This is a genomic window from Legionella feeleii, assembly GCF_001467625.1.
Classification (GTDB): domain Bacteria; phylum Pseudomonadota; class Gammaproteobacteria; order Legionellales; family Legionellaceae; genus Tatlockia; species Tatlockia feeleii.
The window spans coordinates 696,802-722,985 of sequence record NZ_LNYB01000085.1 but is presented as its reverse complement, the minus strand read 5'-3'; the positions used below and the strand labels follow the sequence as shown (position 1 = coordinate 722,985).

Genomic DNA, 26,184 nt, shown 5'->3' with positions numbered 1-26,184 from the left:
CACTACCTTCCCAGACAGTCTTGTAAGTACTTGCTCAATTCCCGTTGTGGAATGGTTGCCTGTTCTTCATGACTACGCAAATTTTTAACCCCAATCACTCCTTGCCTAACCTCATCTTCTCCGAGGATTAACGCAAACTCAGCCCCACTTTTGTCAGCTTTTTTAAATTGACTTTTAAAACCGCCTCCTGCCGTATTAGTAATCACTTGCCAGTTTGGATTTGTGTTTCTCAACTCTTCAGCAAGCAATAAAGCTTGACTCATCGCATCTGCCCCTGCTGCAATAATAAATAACGATTTGGGATCCTGGATCCCTATTAGCGGGGAGTTTTGTAACAATAACAGTAAGCGCTCAGCACCCATGGCAAAACCAACTGCCGGTGTCGCATTACCTCCCAGCTGCTCAACCAGGACATCGTAACGTCCTCCTGCACAAACTGTAGCCTGACTCCCTAGTTGATCAGTAACCCATTCGAAAACCATATGGCCATAATAATCCAAGCCACGAACCAACAAAGGATTAACAGAATAGGCTATACCCATTTTAGTCAGGCCTTCACATAAATTTGCAAATCGCCTTTGGCTCTCCGGACCAAGACTATCCATCAGTTTAGGTGCTTTACTCAGCAAAGCCTGCATGTCGGGATTTTTACTATCAAGAATGCGTAATGGGTTTCTATCCAAACGCCGTTTACTATCCTCATCGAGCTGATCAAAATGGGCGGTAAAATAATCCACCAATTTCTCTCTATACTGTTGCCGCTCGTTTAACTCTCCCAGGGTGTTAATTTGTAAATGGACCATGCTGCTAATTCCCAAAGCAGTCCATAAACGCTGGCAGATTGCAATTAGTTCCAATTCGATAGCTTCACCCTCTATACCTAAGGCTTCAACACCAAACTGATTAAATTGCCTGTAACGGCCTTTTTGTGGTTTTTCATGGCGAAACATTGGCCCCATATACCAAAGTTTTTGCTGCTGATTATGTAACAAGCCATGTTCTAGACAAGCACGAAGACAACCCGCAGTACCTTCTGGCCTTAGAGTCAGACTATCACCATTCAAGTCAGTGAATGTATACATCTCTTTTTCAACAATATCAGTTACTTCACCGATAGTACGTTTGAATAATTGCGTACTTTCCACCAACGGGAAACGAATTTCTTGATAACCGTATTGCAACAAACACTGGATGAAAATTTTTTCAAGCAAGCGCCACAACGTCGTTTGATGAGGTAAAACATCATTCATACCTCTTACAGCTTGAATTCTCTCACCCACCGTGTGTCTCCAATGGTGTAGCCGGGCCAGATGGGCTTGGGCTAGTTGAAAGCATGGAGCGCATTTTTGATAGATCAGTTAAACGAATATCAGTTTCGGCCTTATTTGCTAAGGCTTCAGTATGAGTATTTTTTGCAGTAAACAATTGCTGACTGTCTTTATTTTTTTGCCACCAAATACTCACAGCAACAATCACAGCAATAGCAACCAAACTGGTTAGCCAACGCACCAGACGCTCTCCTTTATTCGATTCCCGCTTACTTTGCCACAATGCTTTCTCAGGCTTTCCTTCTGTTGAATACAAACTATTAAAGGTTTCCAAGAGAGGCTGCGATGGTATCCCAAGTAACTTGGCATAAGCATGGATATAACCCTTAATAAAAACAGGTTCTGGCATTTGCTGGTAATCATCGGCTTCCAGTAATTCAATAAGTCGAACTCGCAAATGCAATTTGCCTGCAACATATTCCTGGCTATAGCCCTTTTTTTCTCGTACACGAGCTAACTGCAAGCCAGGATTTTCTCGATTACCGTTATGAATTTCATCCATTGCTACTATCGTATTCATTTTTTGCTCCGGTATAATAGTCCGTATAATTAGTCAATCTAGCCAAACGCTGTTTATACTCTCCTTCAATATTCCTTTTTCCTGCTAGACGCGCTGCCTCCACACCCATTGCAAGTATGTTTGGGTCATTCAATGAAAGTGCAGGATATTTTTGCATATATTCTAATGCTTTACTTGCATGTTTCTCTTTAAGCTCGATAGCGGCTAACTCATAAAGCGCTTGTTTTCGATGCGGATCCTGTTGCAATGCCTTCACATAATAATGTTTCGCCTTAGAATAATCAGGCAATGCTGCCGCACATAATCCAGCATTTTCGTAAGCTGCAGCGGTATGAATGTAGTGAATATCATTCGCTGCTCTCAGAAAATAACGTTCTGCTTCTTTATAATGCCCATGACGACATAAAAAAGTTCCATAGTTATTCAGTTGGGCACCACTATCTGGCGCCAGAACTAAAGCCTTCTGGTAGAACACCTGTGCTTTCCTTACTTCTCCTGTTTTTTCAAGATAATAAGCCATCGCTACATTCACATCAGCGGAGTCAGGCGCCAAGTCCAGTGCGGTAAGTAACTTCCGCTTTGCTCGTGGCCTATCACCCTGTTTTAAATAAGCCAAACCAAGCTGAGTATTATAGGATGCTGCCTCATTACGTTTCTGCAGTTGCTCTGCCTTTATGGCGTTATTCTGTTGACAAGCTTGTAACAACAGGAAAATTAACCAGGGTAAAAAGCGTAATAAGTTCAACACAATTGTCACATGGCATTAAAGGATTGGCCATTATAACCGTGAACAGATAAATTTAAAAAGCTTTATGCACTCTTTTCGTCAATCTCATCAGTGGACGTCTTAGGCACAAAGTGTAATTTTTGCCAGCGCCGAGAACGACTTGTTCTATCCTTTACCTCACCAGCCAATTGACCGCAGGCTGCATCAATATCATCGCCTCTTGTTTTACGTGTAATCGTGTTAATCCCTTTGGCTATTAATTTTTCCCGAAAGGCATCAATAGTCGCTTGTGAAGAACGTTGATATTGCGTCATAGGGAAAGGATTAAAAGGTATGAGATTCACTTTCGCAGGAACATCCCGCAATAATTTAATCAATTGGGCAGCATGCTCAGGCTGGTCATTAACACCTTTAAGCATCACATATTCAAACGTTACCTTTCTCTTGGGTTCATTTCTAAAATAACGTTTGCATAAAGCCATTAATTCTGCCAAGGGATATTTTTTATTGATAGGCACTAATTCATTACGTAATTCATCATTAGGTGCGTGCAAGGAAACAGCCAGCGCGACTGGACTTGCTTCACGCAAACGCTCTAATTCTGGCAAAACACCGGAAGTGCTTAAAGTAACTCGTCGCTTGGATAAACCATAGGCAAAATCATCCATCATGATATCCATTGCTGCGACAACGTTATCAAAATTGAGCAGAGGCTCTCCCATACCCATCATGACTACATTGGTAACACGCTTGTCATGTGCCCCATTCTGTTGTGATAATTCACGCACAGCTAGCCAGACCTGGCCGATAATTTCCCCTGTACTCAAATTCCGATTAAACCCTTGTTTAGCAGTTGAACAAAAACTGCAATTTAGTGCGCAACCGACTTGCGACGATACACAGAGAGTTCCCCGCGTTGCTTCGGGAATAAAAACAGTTTCTATACAATTCCCACAATCCAGCTTCAGTAACCACTTATGAGTGCCATCAGCAGATTTCTGACAAGTTACAATCTCTGGTAACCGAATTTCAGCTAGCAGGCTAAGCCGCTCCCGGAGCGACTTGCCCAAATTGGTCATTTGCGAAAAATCATGAAAACCAGCCTGATGGATCCATTGCATTACTTGTTGCGCACGATATGGTTTATCACCAATCTCACTAAAAAATTTGCGCATCTGCTGATAATTAAAATCCAACAAATTGATTTTTTGACTCATCACATTACCTCAACCAACAATTATCTTTTGCAAATTTCATGCGGTTCGAAGAAATAAGCAATTTCTTGAGCAGCCGTTTCAGGGCTATCAGAACCGTGAACTGCATTTGCATCAATGCTGTCAGCAAAATCAGCACGAATAGTACCTGCATCCGCCTTTTTGGGATCTGTCGCTCCCATTAAATCACGATTTCTGATGATTGCATTTTCGCCTTCTAAAACCTGAATCATTACAGGACCTGAAATCATGAAAGACACTAAATCGTTAAAAAATGGACGCGCTTTGTGAACAGCATAAAATCCTTCTGCTTGTGCTCGAGAAAGATGCATCATTTTCGCAGCGACAACGTTTAAGCCAGCTTTCTCAAAGCGAGAATAAATTTGACCAATAACTGATTTAGCAACTGCATCAGGTTTGATGATAGATAGGGTTAACTCTTTAGCCATAACACGCACTCCAATTTTCTAAGATTAAAGCGCGGTATTATACACGATCTGATAGCGTAGTAGCCAATATAAATTCATTGTTCGCCAAGATCTGCATCAAAATAGAGCGATTCACGGTTCTCTTCTGTTTGTTCCGGATTTATGCGATATTCTGGCAGTAATTGAATCAATTCATTGACTCGTAGTATCAAATTATAGAAATCAGTACGGTATTGGCGCAAACTTCGCCCAATATCCGAAACACGCTCTATGAAATTCACCAAAGATTGCTCTATTGACTCAGCGAATTCAGTTAACTTGACAAGCTCATCTACGATTAGTTGTTTAAGTTCATTTCCTATGCTTTGACCCAAAATCTTTTCCAAATCACCCCAGACACTGCTCTTAAAACTGACGGTTTCTCCCGGTGCAGTATTTTCTTTAATAATCAAGTGATTAATTGCCTGAATGATTTTTTCCTCACTTTTATCGACGCTAACTAATGGCAATGCAGGTTTAATTTTTTTTGCAATGCCTTGAAGAATTTTTTTCCATTCCGAAGCATGTTTGATAAGGCTACGCTGGCTTTCGGCAATCAACTTATCCTGCGTAAACTCCAACTGATGAAATTCATCCCCTATTTCCACAAGTTTTTTACGCATCGCCTCCAAATCATCCCTGGTCAAACCTCCAGGCGACTCCTCATCCTTGGCCGTTTCACCCGACAGCAAATAATCAACAAACAATTTTTGTGCATAAACTTGATAATCATGAGCTTGCTGCAAAATAATCCCGTTAAATACGTTTTTCATCGGAACACGTAGCAAACGATGATAAAAATTATTAGGGTTTTTGACTGCAGCAAACAGATCTTCTTGAGGGAGTTTAATTTTACATTTTTCTAAAATACGTTCTGCGGTTATTAAACCATAGGTTGAATACCACATTGACAAATCGCTTTCTGCTTTTTCTTCGCTCATTATTCATCCAACTTGATTTTGCAACAGACTGTGATATAACGCACTCTTTCATCAAATAGTATAATATATATTTCTCATGCTAAGCTCACTTACCAATGAATTGCAAATTTTAATTGATTTTATTCGTACGCCCACCCCAACTGCGTGGTTGGATGCTGCTGTTATCAACTTAACAACCTTGCTGGTAGATCATGCACATTGTGAGCGAAAAGCAGCAGCCACTGCAATCAATTTCATTAGTAAATACCCGGAAAAGCAAGAGTTAGTTGCAGTTATGTCTCCTTTGGCGCGTGAAGAATTACTACATTTTGAAAAGGTAGTCAATTTGCTGAAGGCCCGCTCCATTAAATTAGGCCCCCTTCATCCCTCTAATTATGCACAACAAATGCATCGTTTTGTACCCAAAGAAAATACCCGCGAGCGTTTACGCGATCAGTTAATTATAGGCGCACTTATTGAAGCACGCTCTTGTGAGCGCTTTAACGCATTGATTCCTAAACTGAAAGATGAAGAGCTAAGTAAATTTTATAGTTCGCTTGTGAAATCTGAAGCGCGCCATTTTCAAGATTATTTACATCTGGCAAAACTCTATGGAGGAGATATTAGTAAGCGTCTGGATTTTTTTATTACCGTCGAAAACGAGCTAATTAATAGCACTGATCAGGTATTTCGTTTTCACAGCGGAATACCTGTCTAGGGTCTGTTGGTATTTCGCAAAATACTGGTTTCCTGCACATCGCTGCTCATTTACTCTCATGTAAACTGAGAAGCGATGCTGTAAACAAGTATTCTTCGACTCAACCTAGTGAAATGTCAACAGCCCCCAGTATTATATGGTCATTCCAGGAGTTGGTTCCTGGGGTGGTTCATATTTCATATTGATATTATAGCGTCCTTCCATAAAGCTTTTTAAGTCTGTATTAGCCGGTTGGTTAGGCGCCCTGCCTTCACTAAGCTCTTTGAATAGTGCTGTAGTCATGATCGCGTCAGTGGGTGGCTGTCCCCCTAGGCTTTCTGTTTGTTTTAATACGACCTTGCCAGGATGATTAGGATCGGGCTGATTGGTATAGCCGTGTGTTTTTGCCCATGCAACCAATCCCGCATCAAAACGCATTTGCTCAGCTTCTCCAAAAGGCTCCCCATCTTTGGTTGCGCAGGAAACCAAATGCCCTTCATCATCGACATTGACACTAAATTTAACATCGGGGACTCTCGTTCCTAAACCAAGTGCACTACCAACGCGGGTGTTACCAACTGTATTGGAAACTAGCGCTCCTACCCCCTCAGCGAACTGCCCTATTTCCTTGTTATAAGGTACTAGTGAGACAAGGGGTTTTAGAACTAAATCATTGCCCGCTTCTGCTACAAACTTCAACATTCCCACCGCTGCATAGTCACTATCACCGATCGGATCCAGCGACATAGCCATGGCTAAATCCATCAATGAATTAACAATATTGTTCATACCTGAAACCCAGTCATTGTAGCCTTTCATCCCGTCGGTCATGAGCGCATCGGCATTTTTATTAACTTTCTCCCAGTAATCCTTCCCTCTTGCACGCCGTTTATCCCTGCCAATACTATTTAACTCTTCTTTCATCTGCTGCTGTTTCGCTCTTTGCTCATTTTGCAGCAGGGCTTGTAAAGCACCCTCGTCCTTCTTGGCTGCTAAGGCCTTGATTTGTTCCTGTTTCGTTTCTTCAGGAGTTGGCATAGCGAGATACCTCTATTAATTCCAGTTGATTAAAAAATATACCTATTGATTCATGATAACACAGAAGCCTAGGGTTGTCATCCCAATCACTTAGTACATATTGATTATACATAATTTCATTATAACAATGATTTATTAAGCCTGGCTTATGTGTATGCCCATGAATTAAAGTAGCTACTTTATATTTCTGCAGATGTTCTATCATATCCGATGCAACCACATCCATTTTGCTATAAGGTTTACTTCGATTTGTTTGACTGTGCTGCCTGATCTTGCTAACCAATTGAGCCCTGACTTTATAGGGTAAACGTAAAAAAAAGTGGCTAAACCATCGATTTCGCGTTAAACGTCTAAGCCATTGATGGCCTTTATCATTAGTACAATATCGATCACCATGAACTAATAAAATTCTCTTATCACCTAATCGGATAATGGCGGGCTCAGGAAGAATAATTATTCCCGCCAAATCAGCAAATGCCTTTCCTAGCAAAAAATCACGATTACCATGCATAAAATAGATCGCTACCTGTTGTTGTGATAACCACCGGAGGCGCTTTGCAATGGATTCCGACCACGAATCAATACTATCATCACCAGCCCAGGCATGAAAAAAATCACCTAGAATATAAACAGTCTTGGTATTTTGCGCTGCCCACTCGATAAAGCGATTAAAGCGCGCAGTAATTAAAGGCTCTTCGGGATGTAAATGTAAATCCGAAATAAACACTGCAGCCAAACGATCGTCAGGCATCTTTGTCGTGGTGGTCATGATGGATAGTTCTTCAATGCTGCGCATATGCTGTGTAGACGAGTAAATGATACCACTATTATCCAAATTTAAAACATTTTGATTAAATTGAGAAAAGGGCAGCATACGTTCTATCATAGAGGCTCTATACAAATATGCTCATCTTGCAAATAGATCTGGCAAGGCCCGGAATGAGGCTCAATCGCATCACTTAAACGATAAAAACCAGCAATGGACACCAACTCAGCCTCTAGAGATTGGCAGAAAATTCTTGCTTGCGTATCCCCGGAAAGACCAGCCAATGCCCTGCCACGCAAACTACCATAAACATGTATATTGCCATCCGCAAGCAGCTCCGCTCCATGGCTGACTGAGGCTGTAATTACCAAGTCACCGCCCTTACTCACTACTTGCTGTCCCGAGCGCACAGGTGTTGTTTGCAACTTGGTTTTGGACGATTCACTAACTGCCGTTGGCTCATCAGAAGGTTCTTCCATCAACGGTTTATCGTGAGTGGATGAAGCATGCAGAACAGCTAATCCCTGGCATTGAGCAATCGTTGTCAGCAAAGGATTGGCACCCTGAATAGCGACCGGTAACAAGTTATACTCGCGCATACACTGACACAAGTCTTGCAAGTCAACATCATTTTCCGCAAGAACACTGCAGTCCAAAACAACGGGTGTTCTATCAAAAAGACGAGGTGCTTTGGTAACTATTTCATGTAGTTGCTGTTCAAAAAGTATTCTATTACTAGTTAATAATTGTAAAACAGTAAAAGTATATAATCTGCCTTTAAGTTTAAATGCCTGTGATTTCAATAAATTATCTGCCATAACTCCGATATCCATCACCTTGTTTTTTGTTTATACTATCACGAGGGGATCAATAACAGAAGGACATCAAAGTGGATAAAGTCTGGTTAGAACACTATCAAGCAGGCGTTCCTTATGAAATCGATAGCAGTAAGCACTCATCTATTGTCGCTTTATTTGAAGATTCATGCCGCCAGTATTCTAAACAAATAGCCTATGTCAATTTAGGTTGTGAATTAAGTTACAGTGAGCTAGAGCTTGAAAGTCGGCAATTTGCGATATACCTGCAACAACTTGGTTTAAAAAAAGGCGCACGTATTGCGCTCATGATGCCTAATTTATTGCAATATCCTATTGCCTTGTTCGCGGCCTTAAGAGCAGGTTTCGTTGTTGTTAATACCAATCCCCTCTATACGTCAGATGAAGTAGCCCACCAGATGAATGACTCAGGGGCAGAAGTGATTATAGTGCTGGCTAATTTTGCTAAAACGGTAGAAAAAGCCCTACCCCATATGACTACTGTTAAACATGTCGTTATTACCCAAATTGGCGATATTTTCCCGCTCTTTAAAAGAGTCATTGTCAATGCGGTTGTCAAATATATTAAAAAAATGGTTCCAAACTATAGCATCCCCCATGCAATTCGTTTCAACGACGCATTAGAACTAGGAAAACAGGGGCATTTACAAGAAGTAAAATTGAATCATGAAGACATTGCTTTTCTACAGTACACTGGAGGTACTACCGGGGTTGCCAAAGGAGCTATTCTCACTCATGGCAATATGGTAGCTAATGTACTGCAAGCTTCCGCCTGGATATCCCCTTTAAAGGTTGATAGCCAAGACATCATTATTACCGCACTTCCCCTGTATCATATTTTTTCTCTTACTGCCAATTGCCTGACCTTTCTAAAAGCCGGTGCCAAGAACATCTTGATAACCAATCCACGGGATATTCCTCATTTTATCTCCGAGATAAAAAACAGCGGTTTTACAGCAATTACCGGTGTTAATACTTTATTTAATGCTCTTTTAAACCACCCTAATTTTAAAGACATTGACTTTTCAAAGCTCAAACTTGCCCTCTCAGGGGGTATGGCCTTACAAAAAAGCGTCTCTATTAAATGGCGCGAAACCACTAAAACTCGTGTGCTGGAAGCCTATGGATTAACTGAGACCAGTCCTGCTGTAACTATCAACCCCATGTACCTGGAAGAGTATAATGGCAGTATAGGCCTGCCTCTGCCGTCGACAGACATTTCTATTAGAGATGAAATGAATCATGAAATAGATTTTGATAAAGCGGGTGAATTGTGTGTTAAGGGGCCACAGGTTATGCGCGGTTATTGGCAACGTCCCGATGAAACAGCCTTGGTCTTTACTCCGGATGGTTTTTTGAAAACGGGGGATATTGCCCGCATTGATGAAAAAGGATTTATTTATTTGGTCGATCGTAAAAAAGATATGATCGTCGTGTCAGGTTTTAATGTCTACCCTAATGAAGTTGAGCAGGTTATTGGCATGCACCCAGGCGTTCTTGAAGTAGGCGTAGTGGGGGTTATGGACTCTGAGTCAGGAGAACGGGTAAAAGCTTGTATTGTTAAGCGAGACCCTGCACTGACTGAGGAAGCCATCATTGCTCATTGTCGCGAACATCTTACGGCTTACAAGGTGCCTAAAATTATCGAATTTTATAAGGAATTACCAAAAACTAATGTCGGTAAAATTTTACGCCGAGCCTTAAAGGATAAGGAAAATAAAGAAAACGAAGAAATCAGTATTGCTTAATAGCTTATCCCTCCGTTGCTCCATCCCTGTTTTTTTTTAAAACAGGGATGATACCTCTGCTGCCATCACTTACTTTTTTTGCTTAACTGCATCATAATACGCGCTGTTGCACCCCAAACAAAATAAGTACTTGCCATATATTGATAGCTTTTAATGTCTACTCCATAACGCTTTACGGTAACCTCTTGATAATTTCCCAAATTACTAACTTCCGCAAGAGGTAGGCTAAACACAGCTGACACTTCCCCTAAATTAGCTTTATAAGGTTCTATTGATTCAATAGTAACCAACCATGGATGAATAATATAACCGGTTAAAGTACGCTCAAAAGCCATACTTCTTTGCAACTGTATGCGAGAGGAATCTATATCCAATTCCTCTCTTAACTCGCGTAAGGCAGTTGCATACAAATTATCATCACCTTCTTGCCAACGACCACCGGGAAAACAAATTTCACCTGGATGCTCAGACATCTCCGTGCTTCGTTGAGTTAACACTAAAGAGTCAGTCGTTAAATCGTGCATCACTATCACGCCAGCCTCTTTTGGAGTTTCTAATTTATTCACTCATCAATCCATTTACAATTGCGGCAATTTTCGTGAAACATTCACGATACTCATCTTCCCAGTTGGAATCAATCACGATGCCACCGCCTGCGGCTAAATGCAAAACGTCATTACAAGCAGTTACTGTACGTATGGCAATATTACTATCAAAGCGGCCATGCCGAGAAAAATAACCTAAACTACCACAGTATACACCACGAGAATAAGGTTCTTGCTCTGCAATAACATACATGGATTCTAATTTCGGTGCTCCTGTAATAGACCCTCCTGGAAAGCAGGCTTCTATTGCTTGCCAAGGACTAATGCCATCCTGACTTCGCGCTTCGATATGGCTGACTAGATGGTGCACTGACTGATAACTTTCAACCTCACATAAAGCATTTACCCGTACAGATCCTGGCTGCGCAATTTTGCCTAAGTCATTACGTAACAAATCAACAATCATAATATTCTCAGCGCGATTTTTACTACTTGCTAACAACCTTTCCCGCAATAGCGCATCATCGGAATAATTGGCAGCTCGTCTTTCAGTTCCTTTTATAGGGGATGTCAATAAATGCCCTTGATCTCCAGTTAGAAATCGTTCAGGTGAAAAACTAAGAAGATCCGCTGAATTAGTACGCATAAAGGCACAATACGGTACGGGATTAGTTAATCTAATCCGTTTATACATTTCCCAAGAATCGCCCTCGTAACAGGCATTAAACGGCTGTGTATAATTCACCTGGTAACATCGGCCTTGTTGCAAATCCTGATAAATGCTTTTAAATGCTTCTTGGTATTCTGCTTTACTAAGTAGCGGTGCAAAAAAGCCACTCCAACTAAACGACTTACAGTGTTGCATTCTGCCCTGCCATAGCATTTTTATTTCTTCGACAATTGAAGCTGTGTCAGTGCGACTATTCGCTGCAAATAGACTGACTTTTTTTAACCAATGATCAGTAATAATAGCCCAATCATACAGTCTCATATCCACCAGAGGCATATCGGTCAATGTAGCTTGTGTTGTTGAATGAATACCAGCCAGACTTGCAGCAAAATCATATGAAAAATAACCAATTGCTCCACCTTGAAAAGGTAAATCAATATTCGAGGGAATTAAAGGAACTCGTTTCTGTAATTCCTTAAATGTACTGTTTAGATTAGTTAGATGACGCTCGACTCTGAATTGCTCATAAGGATAGGCACTAAGAATATCATAACGCCCTCGTCCTCTATCGCTACTCTCCAAGAGTACAAAGCCGGGCAATTGACTCATTTTTTGATAATTTCCTATGAGATTATCAGTATATTCTAAAGGGAAGATACTCAACAATGACATCCTGATTTCTACGTTATAATTTGCAAAACTCTAAATGACTCGCAGCGCAATTATAACTTATTTTTTACCAGCCATAACCGGAAATTAATCAGCTTTTTCACCAGGGCATTACAGAATTGTAAACATAATCTGGTTTTTGCAAAAAATTGTGAGTATTCTATGGCGGCGTTGTTAACAAGGAGACAAGCCGTGACAACAGTTGCTCGATTTGAAATACCTTTCACTCAAATTATTAATGAACAAGGTGAACCTTGCGTTACCCTGCCTTCTTTTGCTGGCGATAAAACGTTGTTACAAGAACTCTATCGCATCATGGTACGCACACGAACCTTTGATAAAAAAGCAATTGCCTTGCAACGTACGGGTAAGATGGGGACTTATGCCCCCATTAATGGTCAAGAGGCCATCTCAACTGCAATAGGTCACGCCATGCGACCAGAAGATGTATTCGTTCCCTACTATCGTGATTATGCTGCCCAATTTCAACGCGGCGTAAAAATGTCAGAGATTCTAGCTTACTGGGGAGGAGATGAACGCGGTAGTCAATTCGCATGTGATTCAGAAGATTTGCCTATCTGCGTGCCTATTGCCTCACAGTGCTTACATGCGGCAGGTGTTGCTTTTGCATTCAAATACCGTAAGCAAGCACGCGTTGCGGTGGTATGCCTTGGTGAAGGGGGGACCTCTGAGGGTGATTTTTACGAGGCAATGAATGTAGCAGGAACATGGAAATTACCGGTGGTTTTTATTGTCAATAATAATCAATGGGCTATTTCAGTACCCCTTTCCAAACAAACAGCCAGTCAAACCGTTGCTCAAAAAGCCATTGCCGCTGGATTTGCTGGTACCCAAATAGATGGCAATGACATACTCGCTTGTCGTCAAGTTATCGGTGAAGCAATAGAAAAGGCACGACTTGGCCAAGGCCCCACTCTAATTGAAGCGCTAACTTATAGGCTCTGCGATCATACAACAGCTGATGACGCTACCCGTTATCAACCACAAGAAGAAGTTGAGAAGGCAAAACTAAAAGAACCAATTGGCCGCTTTAGGCATTTTTTAGAACAACAGAACTTATGGGATAAAACACAAGAAGAAAAACTCCTTAAAGAATGCGGTGAACTTGTTCAGCAGGCCGTAGACGAATACTTAGAACGTACGCCACAGCCTATTAGTAGTGCCTTTGATTACCATTATGCTGAACTACCAGATTATCTGGTTGAGCAACGAGCAATAGCAATGGAGGAAGCAGCTCATGCCTGATATAACCCTAGTTGAGGCAGTTACCCAAGCATTAGCTTATGAATTGGCTCATGATGAAAATGTCATTGTATTTGGCGAAGATGTAGGTAAAAACGGCGGTGTATTCCGTGCGACTGTTGGCTTACAAGATCGTTTTGGTGAACATCGAGTTTTTGATTCCCCACTTGCCGAATCGATGATTGCAGGACTTGCTGTAGGAATGTCTGTACAAGGTTTAAAACCTGTTGCCGAATTTCAATTTATGGGTTTCATTTATCCGGCAATGAATCAGATTATTTCCCATGCCGCTCGTATGCGAAACCGAACCCGCGGCCGCCTGCATTGTCCATTAGTATTTCGTGCGCCCTTTGGTGGTGGAATTCGTGCGCCTGAGCACCACTCCGAGAGCACTGAAGCATTATTTGCTCATATTCCAGGGTTGCAGGTCGTAATCCCTTCCTCACCTAAACGAGCTTATGGCTTATTATTAGCAGCTATCAGAAACCCTGACCCTGTTGTTTTTCTCGAGCCCAAACGAATTTATCGCCTGGTTAAGCAACCCGTTGAAGATAATGGTCAAGCTTTACCCCTGGGTAAGTGTTTTACCTTACAAGAAGGCGATGATGTAACCTTAATCAGCTGGGGAGCCAGCATGCACGAAACTTTGCAAGCTGCCAAACAGTTGAATGAAGAAGGTATCTCCTGTGAAGTAATCGATGTGGCTACTATCAAGCCTCTGGATATCGAAACCATACTTGCATCCGTTGAAAAAACAGGGCGATGCGTCATTGTACATGAAGGAGCAAAAACCTGTGGTGTGGGTGCAGAAATCTCGGCACAATTAATGGAAAACTTGCTGCCCGACTTACTGGCGCCGGTTCAACGAGTAACTGGCTATGATGTAGTCATGCCCTATTTTCAACTAGAAAAACACTATCTACCAAGTGTTGCACGAATCAAAGACAGTGTCATGAGTATAATGGAGTGATAATGAATATTTTCAATTTGCCTGATTTGGGCGAAGGTTTGCCCGATGCTGAAATTCATGAATGGTTTGTCAAAGAAGGTGATACAGTAACTCTTGACCAACCCCTGGTATCAATGGAAACAGCCAAAGCAGTCGTCGATGTGCCCTGCCCACAAGGTGGAACTATTGTAAAATTGTTTGGCAACCCTGGCGATGTCATTAAAACAGGTGAACCCTTAGTCGCTTTCGCAGCGACTGAGTCGCCGCGTATTGATAAAGGAACCGTGGTTGGCAATCTAGAAGAAAGTACAGATATTTCAGATGACAATTTTACCATTGGAACAGGAAACACCACGTCGCAACGAGCAAAGGCAACACCTGCGGTACGCTTGCTAGCTAAAAAATTGGGAGTTGCGCTTAATACATTAAATGGTAGTGGAGAACATGGCGTCATAACCCGAGAAGATGTACAGGCAGCGGCCAATAAAAAAACACAACTTCCTGAAGGCTTTGAAGCTTTGCGGGGTGTACGCCGCGCCATGCTTAATAGCATGATGCAATCTCATCAGGAAGTTGTGCCTGTAACCATTTTTGATGAAGCGGATATTCATAGTTGGCAGCCGCAGACTGACATTACTGTACGGCTGATTAGAGCAATAACTCACGCCTGCAAAGAAGAGCCCGCTCTTAATGCATGGTTCGATACCGCTCATAGCGCACGTAAATGTTTTAATGAAGTCCATTTAGGTTTGGCAATGGACAGTAGTGAAGGCTTATTTGTACCCGTAATCCATAACACAGCAAGCTGTTCAGACGAACAATTGCGTCAAATGATTAATGATTATAAACAAGCAGTACAAGATCGTGCAGTAGCACCAGAAAAATTAAGAGGTGCGACTATTACGCTCTCAAATTTTGGCAAATTCGCCGGCCGCTTTGCTAGCCCGATTATAGTACCCCCTATGGTTGCAATTCTGGCTGTGGGACGTTTATATGAGGCTGTTGTAGCAACGAAAGGTAAAACAGAAATCCATCGTCTATTACCTTTGTCTTTAAGTTTTGACCACCGAGCAGTTACCGGCGGAGAGGCAACCAGATTTTTAGGGGCTGTCATCCAGGCACTCCAAAAGCCTTAAAGGAAAGCCCGCTTCAGCGGGCCTTAAATTCAGTGTGCAAACATCTCTTAGGCAGCTGGCGCGGCAATGGCAGCTGCTGCTTTTTCAACAGCATCAACTCGTTCCAATCCAATAGAGCGATCATAGAAAAAGGCAAAACGACCTGTCGACCATTTTGAGGCAGCCAATTGCAGGCCTACAGCAATCCCAAAACTAGTTACTGCAGCAACCATATTAACCAACACAGGTTTCCACCAGGAAGCATGCTTACTCATTAACTCATCCTGAGTATGGGCCAAATACATAAATTCAGCTTGAAAAGACTCAACTGCCTCTCTAGTCACTTCCCGCTCTTGATTACTAATAATAAAAGTATCTACCTTGGTTCGCAAAGACTGAGCTAACCCTATAATCGTTTCTCTCTGCTTATCAGATAAACCGCCTGTCCCTAAGCCATACTGCTCAATTCCTTCAATTTCAGTATAAAGTTGCTCAATAGGTTTAACAAATTGATCTTTATTACTTCCACCAGCAGCATCAAACACAGCAAGAGCGGCTAAAGCACGTTGATGTTCAATAATCAAAGCCTCGGATTGATTGTCATCATAATTTTTAGGAATTTTTCTATCCTGCTCATTGAGTCCATGTAACAACTGACTCAGAATAGTTTGAAGATTGTAGCCTGCGAATTTCCCTCTTTGAGAATTGATATAAGTAAAAAGAGGCTCACTTTTACCTGACTCGGCATAACTGGCCAGCTCTGATTTTACTTGCTCGACAAATTGTTTTCGTGCAACACCATCAGTCCAAAGGACATAATCCTTTAGAGCATATTTTCCATTTCTTTGGACAAGATAACGATCTAAGGCCCCAGTTGAATCGGCAGCAAAACTTTTTCTTGCCTCAATACGATTATTCAATGCAGCATTAATGGCTTGCTTTTGAGCCAGTAAATCGCGCAAGACTCCAGAAGCTACGCAGACAGCTTTGAGTTTATGCAGAACAGCCTCACTAGCAGGCTTTCAATTCTCTAAGGTACTCACTAAACCTACAAGCGTCGTTTGTGGGAACTTGCTTAAGTAATTTTCTGTATCGGCAAAAATGCTTCGATTAGCTTCATACCGCTCTGTTGTTTCACTAAACCCCACATTGACAGTTGTAGAGTGTGATTGCAGGTCTGATTCATAAGTGTCTAGAATTTCATCTACCTGGTTTAAATAACTTACTAATAACTGTTCATTACTAATCCTCAACTGTTGCGCATTATTATTAACCAAACATAATTGTATCTTTAGATTTTCAGCATTTACTGCTTGTAAATCGCTTTGAATTGCGCTGTGGCATTTTGTGATTAAAGCTCTTGCATCAGCAAAACTGCTATATTGTATTAATAGAGTATTTAACCGACTTAATTGAACAGCCAATGGGACTTCCTGCCCTGTAGATTGAGCCGAAAATTTTTTGCCTAGAACTTCCATAGCCTCTTTATTAACTTGAATTTGTGCCTGCAGATCACTAACTTTCCTGCAAAAAACACCTTCCTTAAATTTTAAAATTCTTTGTTCTGAACTATGCAGTAAAGAGGTAATCGTCTCAATGTTAGCTAAATAAGCTGTATTATCATTTAAGTTATTTACGTCCCTTGCTAGCTTCTCTAATAGTAGCCTCAACTTGCCCTGTTGAGTGGCTGCTTTTTCAATTCTTCCGTTTATAATTTCTTGATTTTGATAAAGTAAATCTGCAGAGTCGAATTCAGTGTCTGACGCTTCAACTTCAGCAACCAATTTATTCAGTGTTTGGCAGCCTCTTAATAAACCGACAACTTGCTCTAATATAATGACATCCTTAGTCAATGCAACTGCAGTTTCTTCCTCTTGAGCCAGACTATGTTCTTCTTGTTCAATTGCAAGAAGCAAGTCACTACGTTTCTGTTCTCTACGCTTCCTTATCAATTCTTCAATATCATTGTTCAGAACTGGTAGAGGAATCATAAGATCCCTAATGAATAGAAGGCTATCTTGAGCATGCAGAAAATCTTTTTGTGCTTTTTCCAAGATTAAACGCCCCTGTATTTTACTCTGGCAACTCCATCTTTTTGACTCAATGAGTTGCAAGAGCTGCTTTCTTGCTTGCAACAAAACCTCATTTTGAGGAGCAGACTTACTATAGGCAAGCCATAATTTTGTTGTGCTTGAATCATCAAGCAGAGTCAATAAAGCCTCAAAACCGGTGTTTTTACCCTTGACGATACCTTGCAGCGCTGGCAAAGAAGTTAACGCCCTAAAAGGAAATCTTTCCTTGGATTCATTGATACAGTCATAAGCAGCGTTTAAAACAGCGAGCATTTGCGGATAATCTCGGCTATCATCAACACCCTCCAATCCCCTTTGATCTTCAAAGACTTTATTTAAGTAACGCTGAGTTGCATCGACTCCTGCCAAAGAATTTAATTTTTTTACATCAAAATAAGCAGCTAACCCTGGATCTACTGCCAAAATTTGCTTTGAGTGGGCTGCTATTTCCGCCAAAATAGTTTGTGTAATCGAATTTCGTTTTTTTAGCAACGTTGATAGAGGTTCGACCTTTTCTAATACTTCATCCTCTACTCGATAAGGGCTTTCTTCATCTTGTTGCAATTGCAATCTTTTTTTACTCAAGTCCTGAGTACGTTTTTCCTGTATAACAAACAATTCTTGAAGCTGCTCCTGTTTGTCACTCAGTAGGATTTCAATATCTTCAGGATTTGATGAGCGCATTGCCTCAGCAAAAGCTTTAGCAGCTTGTACTTTACGTAGCTGCCCCTCTAAAACTTCTTTCCTGCTTTCAAATAATTTGGCAATTTCATGCAATTGCTGCCCACAAAGAGACATTTTTTTCTTACTTGCTGTATAACAGCCTTCTACTTCTTCAATGAGCCTATTATCATCTTGGCAAAGCCTTTCTGGATATGGGACAGGTTTATTGAGACCTTCTTGCAAGATTTCTAGCTGGATCTCATACTTCTTCAATTTTTCTTGATACTGCGCTAAATCTTCAAATTCTTTAGAGAGTGATTGAATTTGTAGCTCAAAATCGTCACTGTCATCAGGCATCTCTATTTCATCAAGACGTAAAGTCTCGCTCGCCTCTATACGAAAATCTTCTAAACGCTCTAAGTAACGCTCATTTTCCTCCTGATGTTGCTTAAGTACTGCTTCATGCCATTCTTGCAAGATCAGCTTATCCTGCTGGGCAAAATCTAATTGTTGATCAGTGAGTTGTTTCTGCAAGCGAGAAAGATCGTTGAGAGTTGAGTACAATTTGGTTTGCAAGATTTGTTGAACAGAGATAGCAGTAAAATTTCTATCCTGATCTTCAGCAATAAGAGTTGATGGTAAAGCAGAAGCGGCATAAGACACATCAAGGCCCAAGGCTGCATCTGCCTCAAGGACAACCACCATGTTATGCATGACAAGCAAATCAGCAAAAGTTTGTTGTTGATAATTTCTGCTATTAACTGCTTCAATCAATTGCTCGATATCACTCAACAACTCATTCACAGCCGCCATTTTTCGTTTGAGTAAATTAAGTTTATCCTCATACCCCATTTCAGCAGGGAGATTTTTATTCAACTCTTGATATATTTCATTATATGGCTTGACCTTATTTTGCAGCCAATGAGTTTCTTCCGTTATAAAATCTTGAATTAATTTGGCTTTGGCCCGTTCGCTTTTGACGTGAGAAGTCTCTCCATAAACAGCAAAATAATCCTTTAAAAGCTCATATAAAAAAACTCGGCTTTGGGGAAGGGCTTCTCGATAATGCTCATCAGCATTAAACGATGTTGTTTCTTGGCCTATAGATAAGTCATAGCAATAAGCACTTGAACTTTCCTCATTAGAAATACTTGCCAACTGGAAAGGAGCCAAACCTGCAGCAGAAAGTAATTTTGCAATAATTCCACTTTTCAAATTAAGGTTCAAAGCAGTGGGATTTAGAAAAGGAATAGAAGCATCAAGTGATTCCGGAAGAGTATCAAGAAGTAATAAAAATTCAACAATGAGTTGATAAAGACCAGAGTCAGTTACTTTCAATTGGAAGGGAGGATTGAAATCCTTAAACTGATGATTCCACCCGATTAATTCTTTTTTTATATCAAAATTTAATCGAGTGATTAATTTTTTCTTATCAATATATTTTTCTTGATTAAACTTGGTAAAATTAAATTCATCAATAACCACATCAAGCTTGGCTAAAATTAAATCCAAATTGGTATTCGGTATTTTGTTGGCAGCCGCAAAACGAATTTCCTTTTGTTTTCTGATCTCTGCCTTCAAAGCGACTCTAAAATCATCTGTATTTTCTGGAGTAAATAACTTAATTCTCTTTGTATCTAACCAGGTTGTTAGCATGCTCTCTAAATCTTTTTCGATTGCCTCATATACGGCATATTCAGGAAGATAAAATATTGGGAGAAGAGATCGTAAGCCTAATCCGGATGAGATCATGCCAGGCAGTGCTGTGCTAAACAGACTTGGACTATTACCGGCATCAAAAATAGGCAAAGCAGTTTTTACCAAAAACTCAAAACCTTGTCCTATAGCAGCCAATTGCTGATCGGAATAAATTTTTTCAACTGGGTCGTCTGCGGTAACAGGTCTGGACTCTCGGATTTGACTCAGTTTAGCTTGCAGTCTGGAAAGAAATTTCCCTAAAGGGCTATTCGTGAACTCTGGATAAGTCTTTTTTAAATCTTTTCCCATTTGCTACACCACTAGCGGAAGTATCTGAATTTTATAGAGTAAAACTTAACTAAATATTAAATATTATTTATTTTTAGCCTCATAATTGGCAGCCAGTGTATTCAGTACTGCAGCCAAACGACATCCAGCTATAGCAAGACGCTCTTCAGTCGTTGCTTTAACCATCCTTTGATAGCGTTTGTCTGGTTTTTGCCCTGCCTTTATTTGATAGGCTTTATGGATTGCCAATTGATAAGACTCTGTTGCCCAAACTTTTGGCTTAAGATTTACACTGGCTACACTGCAAGGCCAGCGCTGCTCTATTCTATATGCCAATCTGTTAAGCTGGGCTTGCGAGTAATGCCTTTTTTTACTTAACATACCCCCTCCTTTATCCCAGTAGGAATGCAAATTTGAAGCAATTGGATTAGCTCCCAGGGAATAGAGATTACCGCCTTTATCTCCCTGTGGGTAACGCACACTAAATTGGTTGACTGCGTGCATTGGTTGGTGCAGATCACCGACTACATGCAGTAAAACACGCAAACTAAAGCCCTTGGCAAGCTCACTCTTCCGCTGAGAATTTATAACCCTCATCGCTTCTTCAACAGCAGAAACTGCATTAATCCTGGTAGGCGGTATCAAGCGAGTACCATCATTGGTAAAAGGGATATTGATATAGTGCTTTGGTGCAAGCCAAAGTTGATTTTTATCATGTAAACTGTCTAGCCAGGCAGCAGCATTAACCAGACTTTGAGGCCGATATTGCTTGTCTAAAGTATGATTGTAATGATTAAAAATTTGCTTGGCTTGCCTGGTTAAATGGTGATAGGCGATTTGAGCCACCAAACGATGACCCAACGCATTCCAGCTATAACTTTTGGTTATCACTAACAAAACACCGAGACAACAACAAACTAGTCTTTTACCCATCAATTTTTATCCCAGATAAGGTGACCAGGCTGGTTCCTGTACATCGCCTTCTCGTGCCGGCAAGCGTAATTTAATACGGCCATCAAGTGATACCATGCCCAAGACACCCTTGTCATTGTAACGTGTTGCATAGAGAACCAAGCGTCCATTAGGTGCTATAGAAGGCGACTCATCTAACGAGGAGAAAGTTAGCTGGGTTATTCGGCTACTACTAGTATCCTGCACACCAATATTAAAATTCCTATCTTCACGGTGCAGCATTACTATATGCTTTTGATCGGGGGTATAAGACGCACGAGCATTGTAATTACCATCATAGGTAATCCGGCTAACACTGCCATCAGCCAGTGATAAGCGATATACTTGCGGCGCGCCACCGCGTCCGGAAGTAAATAACAGCGAGCGGCCATCGGGTGAATAACGTGGCTCCGTATCAATGGCATCACCAAACGTCAATTGCTTCATATATCCGCTACTTAAATCCACACTATAAATTTTAGGCGAACCTCCTTTGGATAACACGACGGCAAGCTGACGTCCATCTACCGACCAGGCTGGTGCACCATTGATCCCAGTAAAATCAGTCACTAAACGCCTTCTACCAGTTGCTACATCAACAGTGAATATCTGCGCTTTCTTTTTTTCAAATGATACATAGGCAATTTGTCTACCGTCAGGCGACCATGCTGGGGACATAACAGGTTCAGAAGACACCAATAAACTTTGAGGATTATGACCATCTACATCAGCGACCTCAAGGAAGTATTTGGCATTCTCTCCATTGCGTTGCACCAGAATATAAGCAATTCGGGTAGAAAAAATCCCACGCTCACCAGTTAATTTTTGATAAACTTCATCACTAATGTGATGAGCCAGGGCTCGTAATTCATTACCACTGATTTGGTAGCTTTTTGATAAAAGTGTTCTGCCTTGTGCTACTGCATCAACTAACTCAAAACTGATGTCATAACGATTATAGCCAATCTTGCTAACACGACCGGACAATACACTATCGGCACCAGCTTGACGCCAAAGACCAATTGCTGCTTGTCCATCCTGCATACCTGGAGGAAGGGCGATAATGTTAAATTGACCGGAAAAACTTAAATCATGTCGAACAACCTCTGTTAATTGCCGGCCGGCCTCATCATAACCAAAAGAATTAATGGCAATCGGTAATGCTGAATTAATACCCTGCGTCAATTCGAGATCCAGGGAAAAAGCTGCCCCTGAAATCAATAAAAAAAATGATGCTACTAAACGTTTAACTAACACTTTTATCCCCTCACATTTTCTGGACGTACCGTTAAACTGATATCACGAAACATATTAAAGGTATCTGGATCAGTTGGAACTGGTAACGGTGATGCTTTACGAATAGCCGTCTCGGCAGAGCGATCGAGCACCGGATCACCACTACCGCGTGTCAAACTTACATCCAACACAGCACCATCCGGTGCCAGGCGAATTCTAAATTGACTCGATAAACCACTATTTACGTTCTCAGGCAGGATCCATTGCCGGCTTATTGCATTAACAATCATTGCCTTGTATTTATCAACTTCGCCAGCAATGTGCGCTTTTTTAGCCGCATCTTGCGCAGCTTGCTGCATTGCTGCCTGTCGTTGTTTTTCTGCCAATTCCGCTTTAGCTTTTTCTGCCAATTCCGCTTTAGCTTTTTCTGCGCGTGCAAGTTCTTCTTTTGCTTTTTCAGCTTTTATTTTATCGCTTTTTATTTTTTCTTCTGCTTGCTTCTTTTTCAATTGCGCAAGTTTTTCAGCTTCTTGTTGTTGCTTTTTCTGCAGCAACTCTTGTTTATGTTTTAATTCCTCCAGTCGCTTGGCTTCTTGCTCTTTTTGCAAAGCTAATTGTTTTAAACGACGTTTTTCTTCTTCAATTTGTTTTTTTCTCGCAATAGCTACTCTCTCTGCCTCTTCTTTCAGTTTTGCTAATCGTTGTTGTTCCTGTAAACGTGCTTTACGGGCCATTTCAGCTTGTTTGACCAAAGCCTGTTGCCTTGACTGTTCTGCTCTTAATTGATTAGCTCGTTCTTGTTTTAGACGATTCACTGTTTTCATCACTTCCTGGTTGTCTACACTAACTGCCTTCACTGCTTGTTCTTTCGGTTGCTCAGCCAGCTCTACCGGTAGAACTTTGCTTGGTTCATTTTTTGCAGCAAGTGTCATAACAGGTCGTTGATTAGTCGACTCCATGGTCAACAATAAAGCCAAACAAAAATGCAACGCAATGGCGATAAAAAACGCTTTGCGATAGGTCTGATCATTTATCATCCACGACTCCCCTGCTCTAAATCAGTAGAATCAGTCAACAGACCTACTTGAGCAGCCCCTGCTTGCTTTAATAAACTCATAGCACCAACTACCTTGCCATAAGCAACACCCTGATCGCCTTTAACCAAGACATTCAACGCTTGATTGGATTGGCGAGCCAATTCCAATTCTGCAGCCACTCTAACCATCAATGTCTGAGGTTCAATTGGGCTCTCAGGGGTAGAATGGATATTGAGAAAATAATCTCCTTGCTGATTGACTGAAACAATTATTGGTTCACGCTCAGAAGGCTTCAGTGCCTCACTCGCTGCTTTAGGTAAATCCACAGTCACACCTTGAGTTAGCATAGGTGCTGTAATCATAAAAATGACTAATAGAACTAACATCACGTCGATGTAGGGCACTACGTTAATTTCTGCAATGGGGCGAGAAGTAGTCGTTTTTTTTCTCAACATAAGATTATCCTCTTACTGGCACGGAGGTCTGCTGCTCTATCAGTGAGACTAATTCATCCTGGAATAAGTCGTAACGATCCAACAAGCTATTGGCGCGCGTGCTGTAACGGTTATAAGCAATAACGGCGGGAATAGCTGTAAATAATCCCAGGGCAGTTGCCACTAATGCTTCCGATATTCCAGGTGCCACCATAGCGATAGTCGCTTGAGAGGCTTGGCCAAGAGCCTGAAATGAGGTCATAATTCCCCATACAGTACCAAATAAACCCACGTAAGGAGCAATAGAACCTACTGATGCAAAAAAAGGCAAATGCTGTTCTAATTGTGCCGCTTCCTTAGCATGTTTTATTTGCATCACTCTCTGAATCGGCTCAAGAATGACATTTCCAGTCTTGCGCGACCGCACATATTCTTTAAATCCTGCGTGAAAAATAGCAGCCAATCCTTCTCTATCATCATGATTGCTATCGATGTCTGCGTATAACTTGCTTAAATCACTACTATCCCAAAACCGCCTGATAAAGCCTTCACACTGTTGTTTTTTACGATTGAAATACCAGGCTCGTTGCAAAATAAGAGTCCATGATATTACAGAAGCAACAAGCAAAATCATCATAACAGTCTTCACGACCAGACCTGCTTGCATAAAATAACCCAATACATTGGCATGGTTAACCACGTTTTATTCCTCCATTAGTCATCTTTGCTTCTTAAAGCTTTTTTAATATTGTTAATTGTTTAACTCTCAGAATAAATCGTCTGGTAAGCGTCTTGGTTTCAAATGGCCATTGACACAGACTACTTTAACCATTGCTTCGCAGAGCAATTTTTTATGCTGATTGTACATGAGCTGCTTAAATAATGCACTGCATGCTGTTTTACTATCAATTTTTGAAATGATTGTGAGTAAGTCATCCAAACGCGCCGGATTTAAATAATGCAACTGAACCTCATTGATCGCAAAGTGGCAATCATACTTTGCCAGAGTGGTTAAAGACAAGCCAGATTTACGTATCATTTCAGTTCGTGCACGCTCAAAAAAGCAAAGATAATTGGCGTGGTAAACAATACCCATGAGATCAGTATCTTCAGCATACACTCGGATATCAAATTGATGCTCTGGATGATTACTCTTATTCATGCACCGCTATACCAAAATGTTGATAAGCCAATTGAGAAGCAACCCTGCCTCTTGGCGTACGCATTAAAAACCCTTGTTGAATTAAATAAGGTTCAAGGACATCTTCGATAGTTCCCTTTTCTTCACCAATTGCAGCAGCAATACTATCAACACCAACTGGGCCACCAGCAAAGCGCTCGATCACAGCAAGCATTAATTTCCTATCCATCATGTCAAATCCATGTTGGTCAACATCCAACATTTCCAAGGCAAGTCTTGCCATTTCCAGCGTAATTGCACCACTCCCCTTCACCTCAGCATAATCTCTTACACGGCGTAAAAGTCGATTAGCAATTCTTGGTGTACCTCGCGAACGCATTGCAATTTCTTTAGCCCCGGCAGCTTCCGTATTAACACCAAGCAATTTTGCCGAACGAGAGACAATATGGGTTAAAGATTCTACAGAGTAAAATTCTAAGCGCTGAACGATGCCAAAACGGTCACGTAGTGGTGAGGTAAGAAGTCCTGCACGGGTTGTTGCTCCGATTAAAGTAAAAGGAGGTAATTCCAACTTAATGGAGCGGGCTGCAGGTCCCTCGCCAATCATAATATCTAATTTATAGTCTTCCATCGCTGGATAGAGAATTTCTTCAATTACCGGGCTTAGACGATGAATTTCATCAATAAACAACACATCGTTTTCTTGTAGATTAGTCAATATGGCAGCAATATCCCCGGCTCGTTCAAGAACAGGCCCTGATGTTTGCCGCAAATTAACGCCCATTTCATGCGCGATAATATTAGCGAGTGTTGTTTTACCAAGTCCTGGAGGACCAAAAATAAGCACATGATCAAGTGCATCCATACGATTTCTAGCTGCATCGATAAAAATACGCATTTGTGAGCGGACAGCATCCTGGCCTATATATTCATTAAGACTCAAGGGTCGAATAGCTCGATCTAACGCTTCTTCCGATGTAGCTGAGCCAGCACTAATCAAACGGTCACTTTCCAACATAAGAGTCTAGGGTTTACCATGATTCCTGCATTCTAACACAGCTTTTACTGCAAGCTCATCTCCTTTGCGGTTAATGCACTTTAAAATTTTATATTTACAAAGTGCTTATATATTCTTGGAGCTTGTTAATTAATTCGCTAACAATGGAGCAAGGATTGTTATTGATGAGCATTG

25 protein-coding genes are annotated in these 26,184 nt (G+C 41.2%); 5 read left to right on the top strand and 20 right to left on the bottom strand.

The genetic code is table 11. From position 1 onward, the window contains the following. Window positions 1-2: 2 nt before the first annotated feature. From hisS to Lfee_RS15525, 6 genes are all read right to left on the bottom strand, one after another. Window positions 3-1,280: a histidine--tRNA ligase gene (gene hisS / locus Lfee_RS15550; protein WP_058447888.1), complete on the bottom strand. Its 1,278-nt coding sequence runs from the start codon at window positions 1,278-1,280 to the stop codon at window positions 3-5. Beyond that, the gene (locus Lfee_RS15545) at window positions 1,273-1,848 is read right to left on the bottom strand and encodes a helix-turn-helix domain-containing protein (RefSeq protein ID WP_058447887.1); all 576 of its coding nucleotides are present in this window, start codon (window positions 1,846-1,848) and stop codon (window positions 1,273-1,275) included. Before Lfee_RS15545 ends, hisS begins: the two co-directional genes overlap by 8 nt. Continuing rightward, window positions 1,823-2,596 carry a type IV pilus biogenesis/stability protein PilW gene (gene pilW, locus Lfee_RS15540; protein ID WP_058447886.1) on the bottom strand — a complete coding sequence of 258 codons (774 nt, stop codon included), beginning with the start codon at window positions 2,594-2,596 and terminating at the stop codon, window positions 1,823-1,825. The genes Lfee_RS15545 and pilW overlap by 26 nt, the downstream gene beginning before the upstream one ends. Window positions 2,597-2,658: 62 nt before the next feature. After that, a complete protein-coding gene (gene rlmN / locus Lfee_RS15535) occupies window positions 2,659-3,792 on the bottom strand; it encodes a dual-specificity RNA methyltransferase RlmN (protein ID WP_058447885.1) in 1,134 nt (377 codons plus the stop codon). Window positions 3,793-3,812: 20 nt separating this feature from the next. Further along, window positions 3,813-4,238, bottom strand: coding sequence for a nucleoside-diphosphate kinase (gene ndk / locus Lfee_RS15530; protein ID WP_058447884.1), 426 nt, complete (start codon window positions 4,236-4,238; stop codon window positions 3,813-3,815). A 74-nt stretch (window positions 4,239-4,312) separates the two neighbouring features. Next, window positions 4,313-5,197 (bottom strand): hypothetical protein, encoded by an 885-nt coding sequence (locus Lfee_RS15525; RefSeq protein ID WP_058447883.1) that lies wholly within the window; start codon window positions 5,195-5,197, stop codon window positions 4,313-4,315. A gap of 76 nt (window positions 5,198-5,273) precedes the next feature. Here Lfee_RS15525 and Lfee_RS15520 point away from each other — a divergent pair, with 76 nt between their 5' ends. Beyond that, window positions 5,274-5,894 carry a MiaE family protein gene (locus tag Lfee_RS15520; RefSeq protein ID WP_058447882.1) on the top strand — a complete coding sequence of 207 codons (621 nt, stop codon included), beginning with the start codon at window positions 5,274-5,276 and terminating at the stop codon, window positions 5,892-5,894. 132 nt (window positions 5,895-6,026) lie between these two features. Here the strand turns inward: Lfee_RS15520 and Lfee_RS15515 are convergent, their stop codons facing one another. The 3 genes from Lfee_RS15515 to minC form a co-directional block, all read right to left on the bottom strand. Then, window positions 6,027-6,911, bottom strand: a complete 885-nt coding sequence (locus Lfee_RS15515) for a hypothetical protein (RefSeq protein ID WP_058447881.1) — start codon at window positions 6,909-6,911, stop codon at window positions 6,027-6,029. Beyond that, window positions 6,898-7,662 carry a UDP-2,3-diacylglucosamine diphosphatase gene (locus Lfee_RS15510; RefSeq protein ID WP_058448056.1) on the bottom strand — a complete coding sequence of 255 codons (765 nt, stop codon included), beginning with the start codon at window positions 7,660-7,662 and terminating at the stop codon, window positions 6,898-6,900. Before Lfee_RS15510 ends, Lfee_RS15515 begins: the two co-directional genes overlap by 14 nt. Window positions 7,663-7,793: 131 nt before the next feature. After that, on the bottom strand, window positions 7,794-8,495 hold the full coding sequence (minC, locus tag Lfee_RS15505; protein ID WP_058447880.1) for a septum site-determining protein MinC: 702 nt from the start codon (window positions 8,493-8,495) through the stop codon (window positions 7,794-7,796). Between the two features lie 71 nt (window positions 8,496-8,566). On the opposite strand from minC, the gene Lfee_RS15500 reads away from it, so the two are divergent. Next, window positions 8,567-10,261, top strand: coding sequence for an AMP-binding protein (locus Lfee_RS15500; RefSeq protein ID WP_058447879.1), 1,695 nt, complete (start codon window positions 8,567-8,569; stop codon window positions 10,259-10,261). A gap of 65 nt (window positions 10,262-10,326) precedes the next feature. Here Lfee_RS15500 and Lfee_RS15495 read toward each other — a convergent pair whose 3' ends face one another. Together Lfee_RS15495 and pabB are read right to left on the bottom strand one after the other, a co-directional pair. After that, the gene (locus Lfee_RS15495; protein ID WP_058447878.1) at window positions 10,327-10,827 is read right to left on the bottom strand and encodes an NUDIX hydrolase; all 501 of its coding nucleotides are present in this window, start codon (window positions 10,825-10,827) and stop codon (window positions 10,327-10,329) included. Next, window positions 10,820-12,148, bottom strand: coding sequence for an aminodeoxychorismate synthase component I (gene pabB / locus Lfee_RS15490; protein ID WP_058447877.1), 1,329 nt, complete (start codon window positions 12,146-12,148; stop codon window positions 10,820-10,822). The genes Lfee_RS15495 and pabB overlap by 8 nt, the downstream gene beginning before the upstream one ends. Before the next feature lie 189 nt (window positions 12,149-12,337). Here pabB and pdhA point away from each other — a divergent pair, with 189 nt between their 5' ends. Genes pdhA through Lfee_RS15475 form a run of 3 tightly spaced genes read left to right on the top strand, consistent with a single transcriptional unit; the run spans window position 12,338 to window position 15,493 of the window. After that, the gene (pdhA, locus tag Lfee_RS15485; RefSeq protein ID WP_058447876.1) at window positions 12,338-13,411 is read left to right on the top strand and encodes a pyruvate dehydrogenase (acetyl-transferring) E1 component subunit alpha; all 1,074 of its coding nucleotides are present in this window, start codon (window positions 12,338-12,340) and stop codon (window positions 13,409-13,411) included. Next, on the top strand, window positions 13,404-14,378 hold the full coding sequence (locus Lfee_RS15480) for an alpha-ketoacid dehydrogenase subunit beta (protein WP_058447875.1): 975 nt from the start codon (window positions 13,404-13,406) through the stop codon (window positions 14,376-14,378). The genes pdhA and Lfee_RS15480 overlap by 8 nt, the downstream gene beginning before the upstream one ends. A gap of 2 nt (window positions 14,379-14,380) precedes the next feature. Then, a complete protein-coding gene (locus Lfee_RS15475; RefSeq protein WP_058447874.1) occupies window positions 14,381-15,493 on the top strand; it encodes a dihydrolipoamide acetyltransferase family protein in 1,113 nt (370 codons plus the stop codon). Between the two features lie 47 nt (window positions 15,494-15,540). Here Lfee_RS15475 and Lfee_RS15470 read toward each other — a convergent pair whose 3' ends face one another. The 9 genes from Lfee_RS15470 to ruvB form a co-directional block, all read right to left on the bottom strand. Continuing rightward, entirely contained in the window at window positions 15,541-16,434 is an 894-nt protein-coding gene (locus tag Lfee_RS15470) for a hypothetical protein (protein WP_058447873.1), read from the bottom strand. Between the two features lie 60 nt (window positions 16,435-16,494). Beyond that, window positions 16,495-20,214 (bottom strand): coiled-coil domain-containing protein, encoded by a 3,720-nt coding sequence (locus Lfee_RS15465; RefSeq protein WP_058447872.1) that lies wholly within the window; start codon window positions 20,212-20,214, stop codon window positions 16,495-16,497. A gap of 63 nt (window positions 20,215-20,277) precedes the next feature. After that, on the bottom strand, window positions 20,278-21,126 hold the full coding sequence (locus Lfee_RS15460) for a S1/P1 nuclease (protein WP_058447871.1): 849 nt from the start codon (window positions 21,124-21,126) through the stop codon (window positions 20,278-20,280). Window positions 21,127-21,132: 6 nt separating this feature from the next. Beyond that, window positions 21,133-22,401 (bottom strand): Tol-Pal system beta propeller repeat protein TolB, encoded by a 1,269-nt coding sequence (gene tolB / locus Lfee_RS15455; protein WP_058447870.1) that lies wholly within the window; start codon window positions 22,399-22,401, stop codon window positions 21,133-21,135. Window positions 22,402-22,403: 2 nt separating this feature from the next. After that, the gene (gene tolA, locus Lfee_RS15450; RefSeq protein ID WP_058447869.1) at window positions 22,404-23,417 is read right to left on the bottom strand and encodes a cell envelope integrity protein TolA; all 1,014 of its coding nucleotides are present in this window, start codon (window positions 23,415-23,417) and stop codon (window positions 22,404-22,406) included. Then, window positions 23,414-23,872 carry a protein TolR gene (gene tolR, locus Lfee_RS15445; RefSeq protein WP_058447868.1) on the bottom strand — a complete coding sequence of 153 codons (459 nt, stop codon included), beginning with the start codon at window positions 23,870-23,872 and terminating at the stop codon, window positions 23,414-23,416. Before tolR ends, tolA begins: the two co-directional genes overlap by 4 nt. Before the next feature lie 4 nt (window positions 23,873-23,876). Next, window positions 23,877-24,551: a protein TolQ gene (gene tolQ, locus Lfee_RS15440; RefSeq protein WP_058447867.1), complete on the bottom strand. Its 675-nt coding sequence runs from the start codon at window positions 24,549-24,551 to the stop codon at window positions 23,877-23,879. 66 nt (window positions 24,552-24,617) lie between these two features. Next, entirely contained in the window at window positions 24,618-25,013 is a 396-nt protein-coding gene (locus Lfee_RS15435) for a YbgC/FadM family acyl-CoA thioesterase (protein ID WP_058447866.1), read from the bottom strand. After that, window positions 25,006-26,010, bottom strand: coding sequence for a Holliday junction branch migration DNA helicase RuvB (gene ruvB / locus Lfee_RS15430; RefSeq protein ID WP_058447865.1), 1,005 nt, complete (start codon window positions 26,008-26,010; stop codon window positions 25,006-25,008). The genes Lfee_RS15435 and ruvB overlap by 8 nt, the downstream gene beginning before the upstream one ends. Window positions 26,011-26,184: the final 174 nt, after the last annotated feature.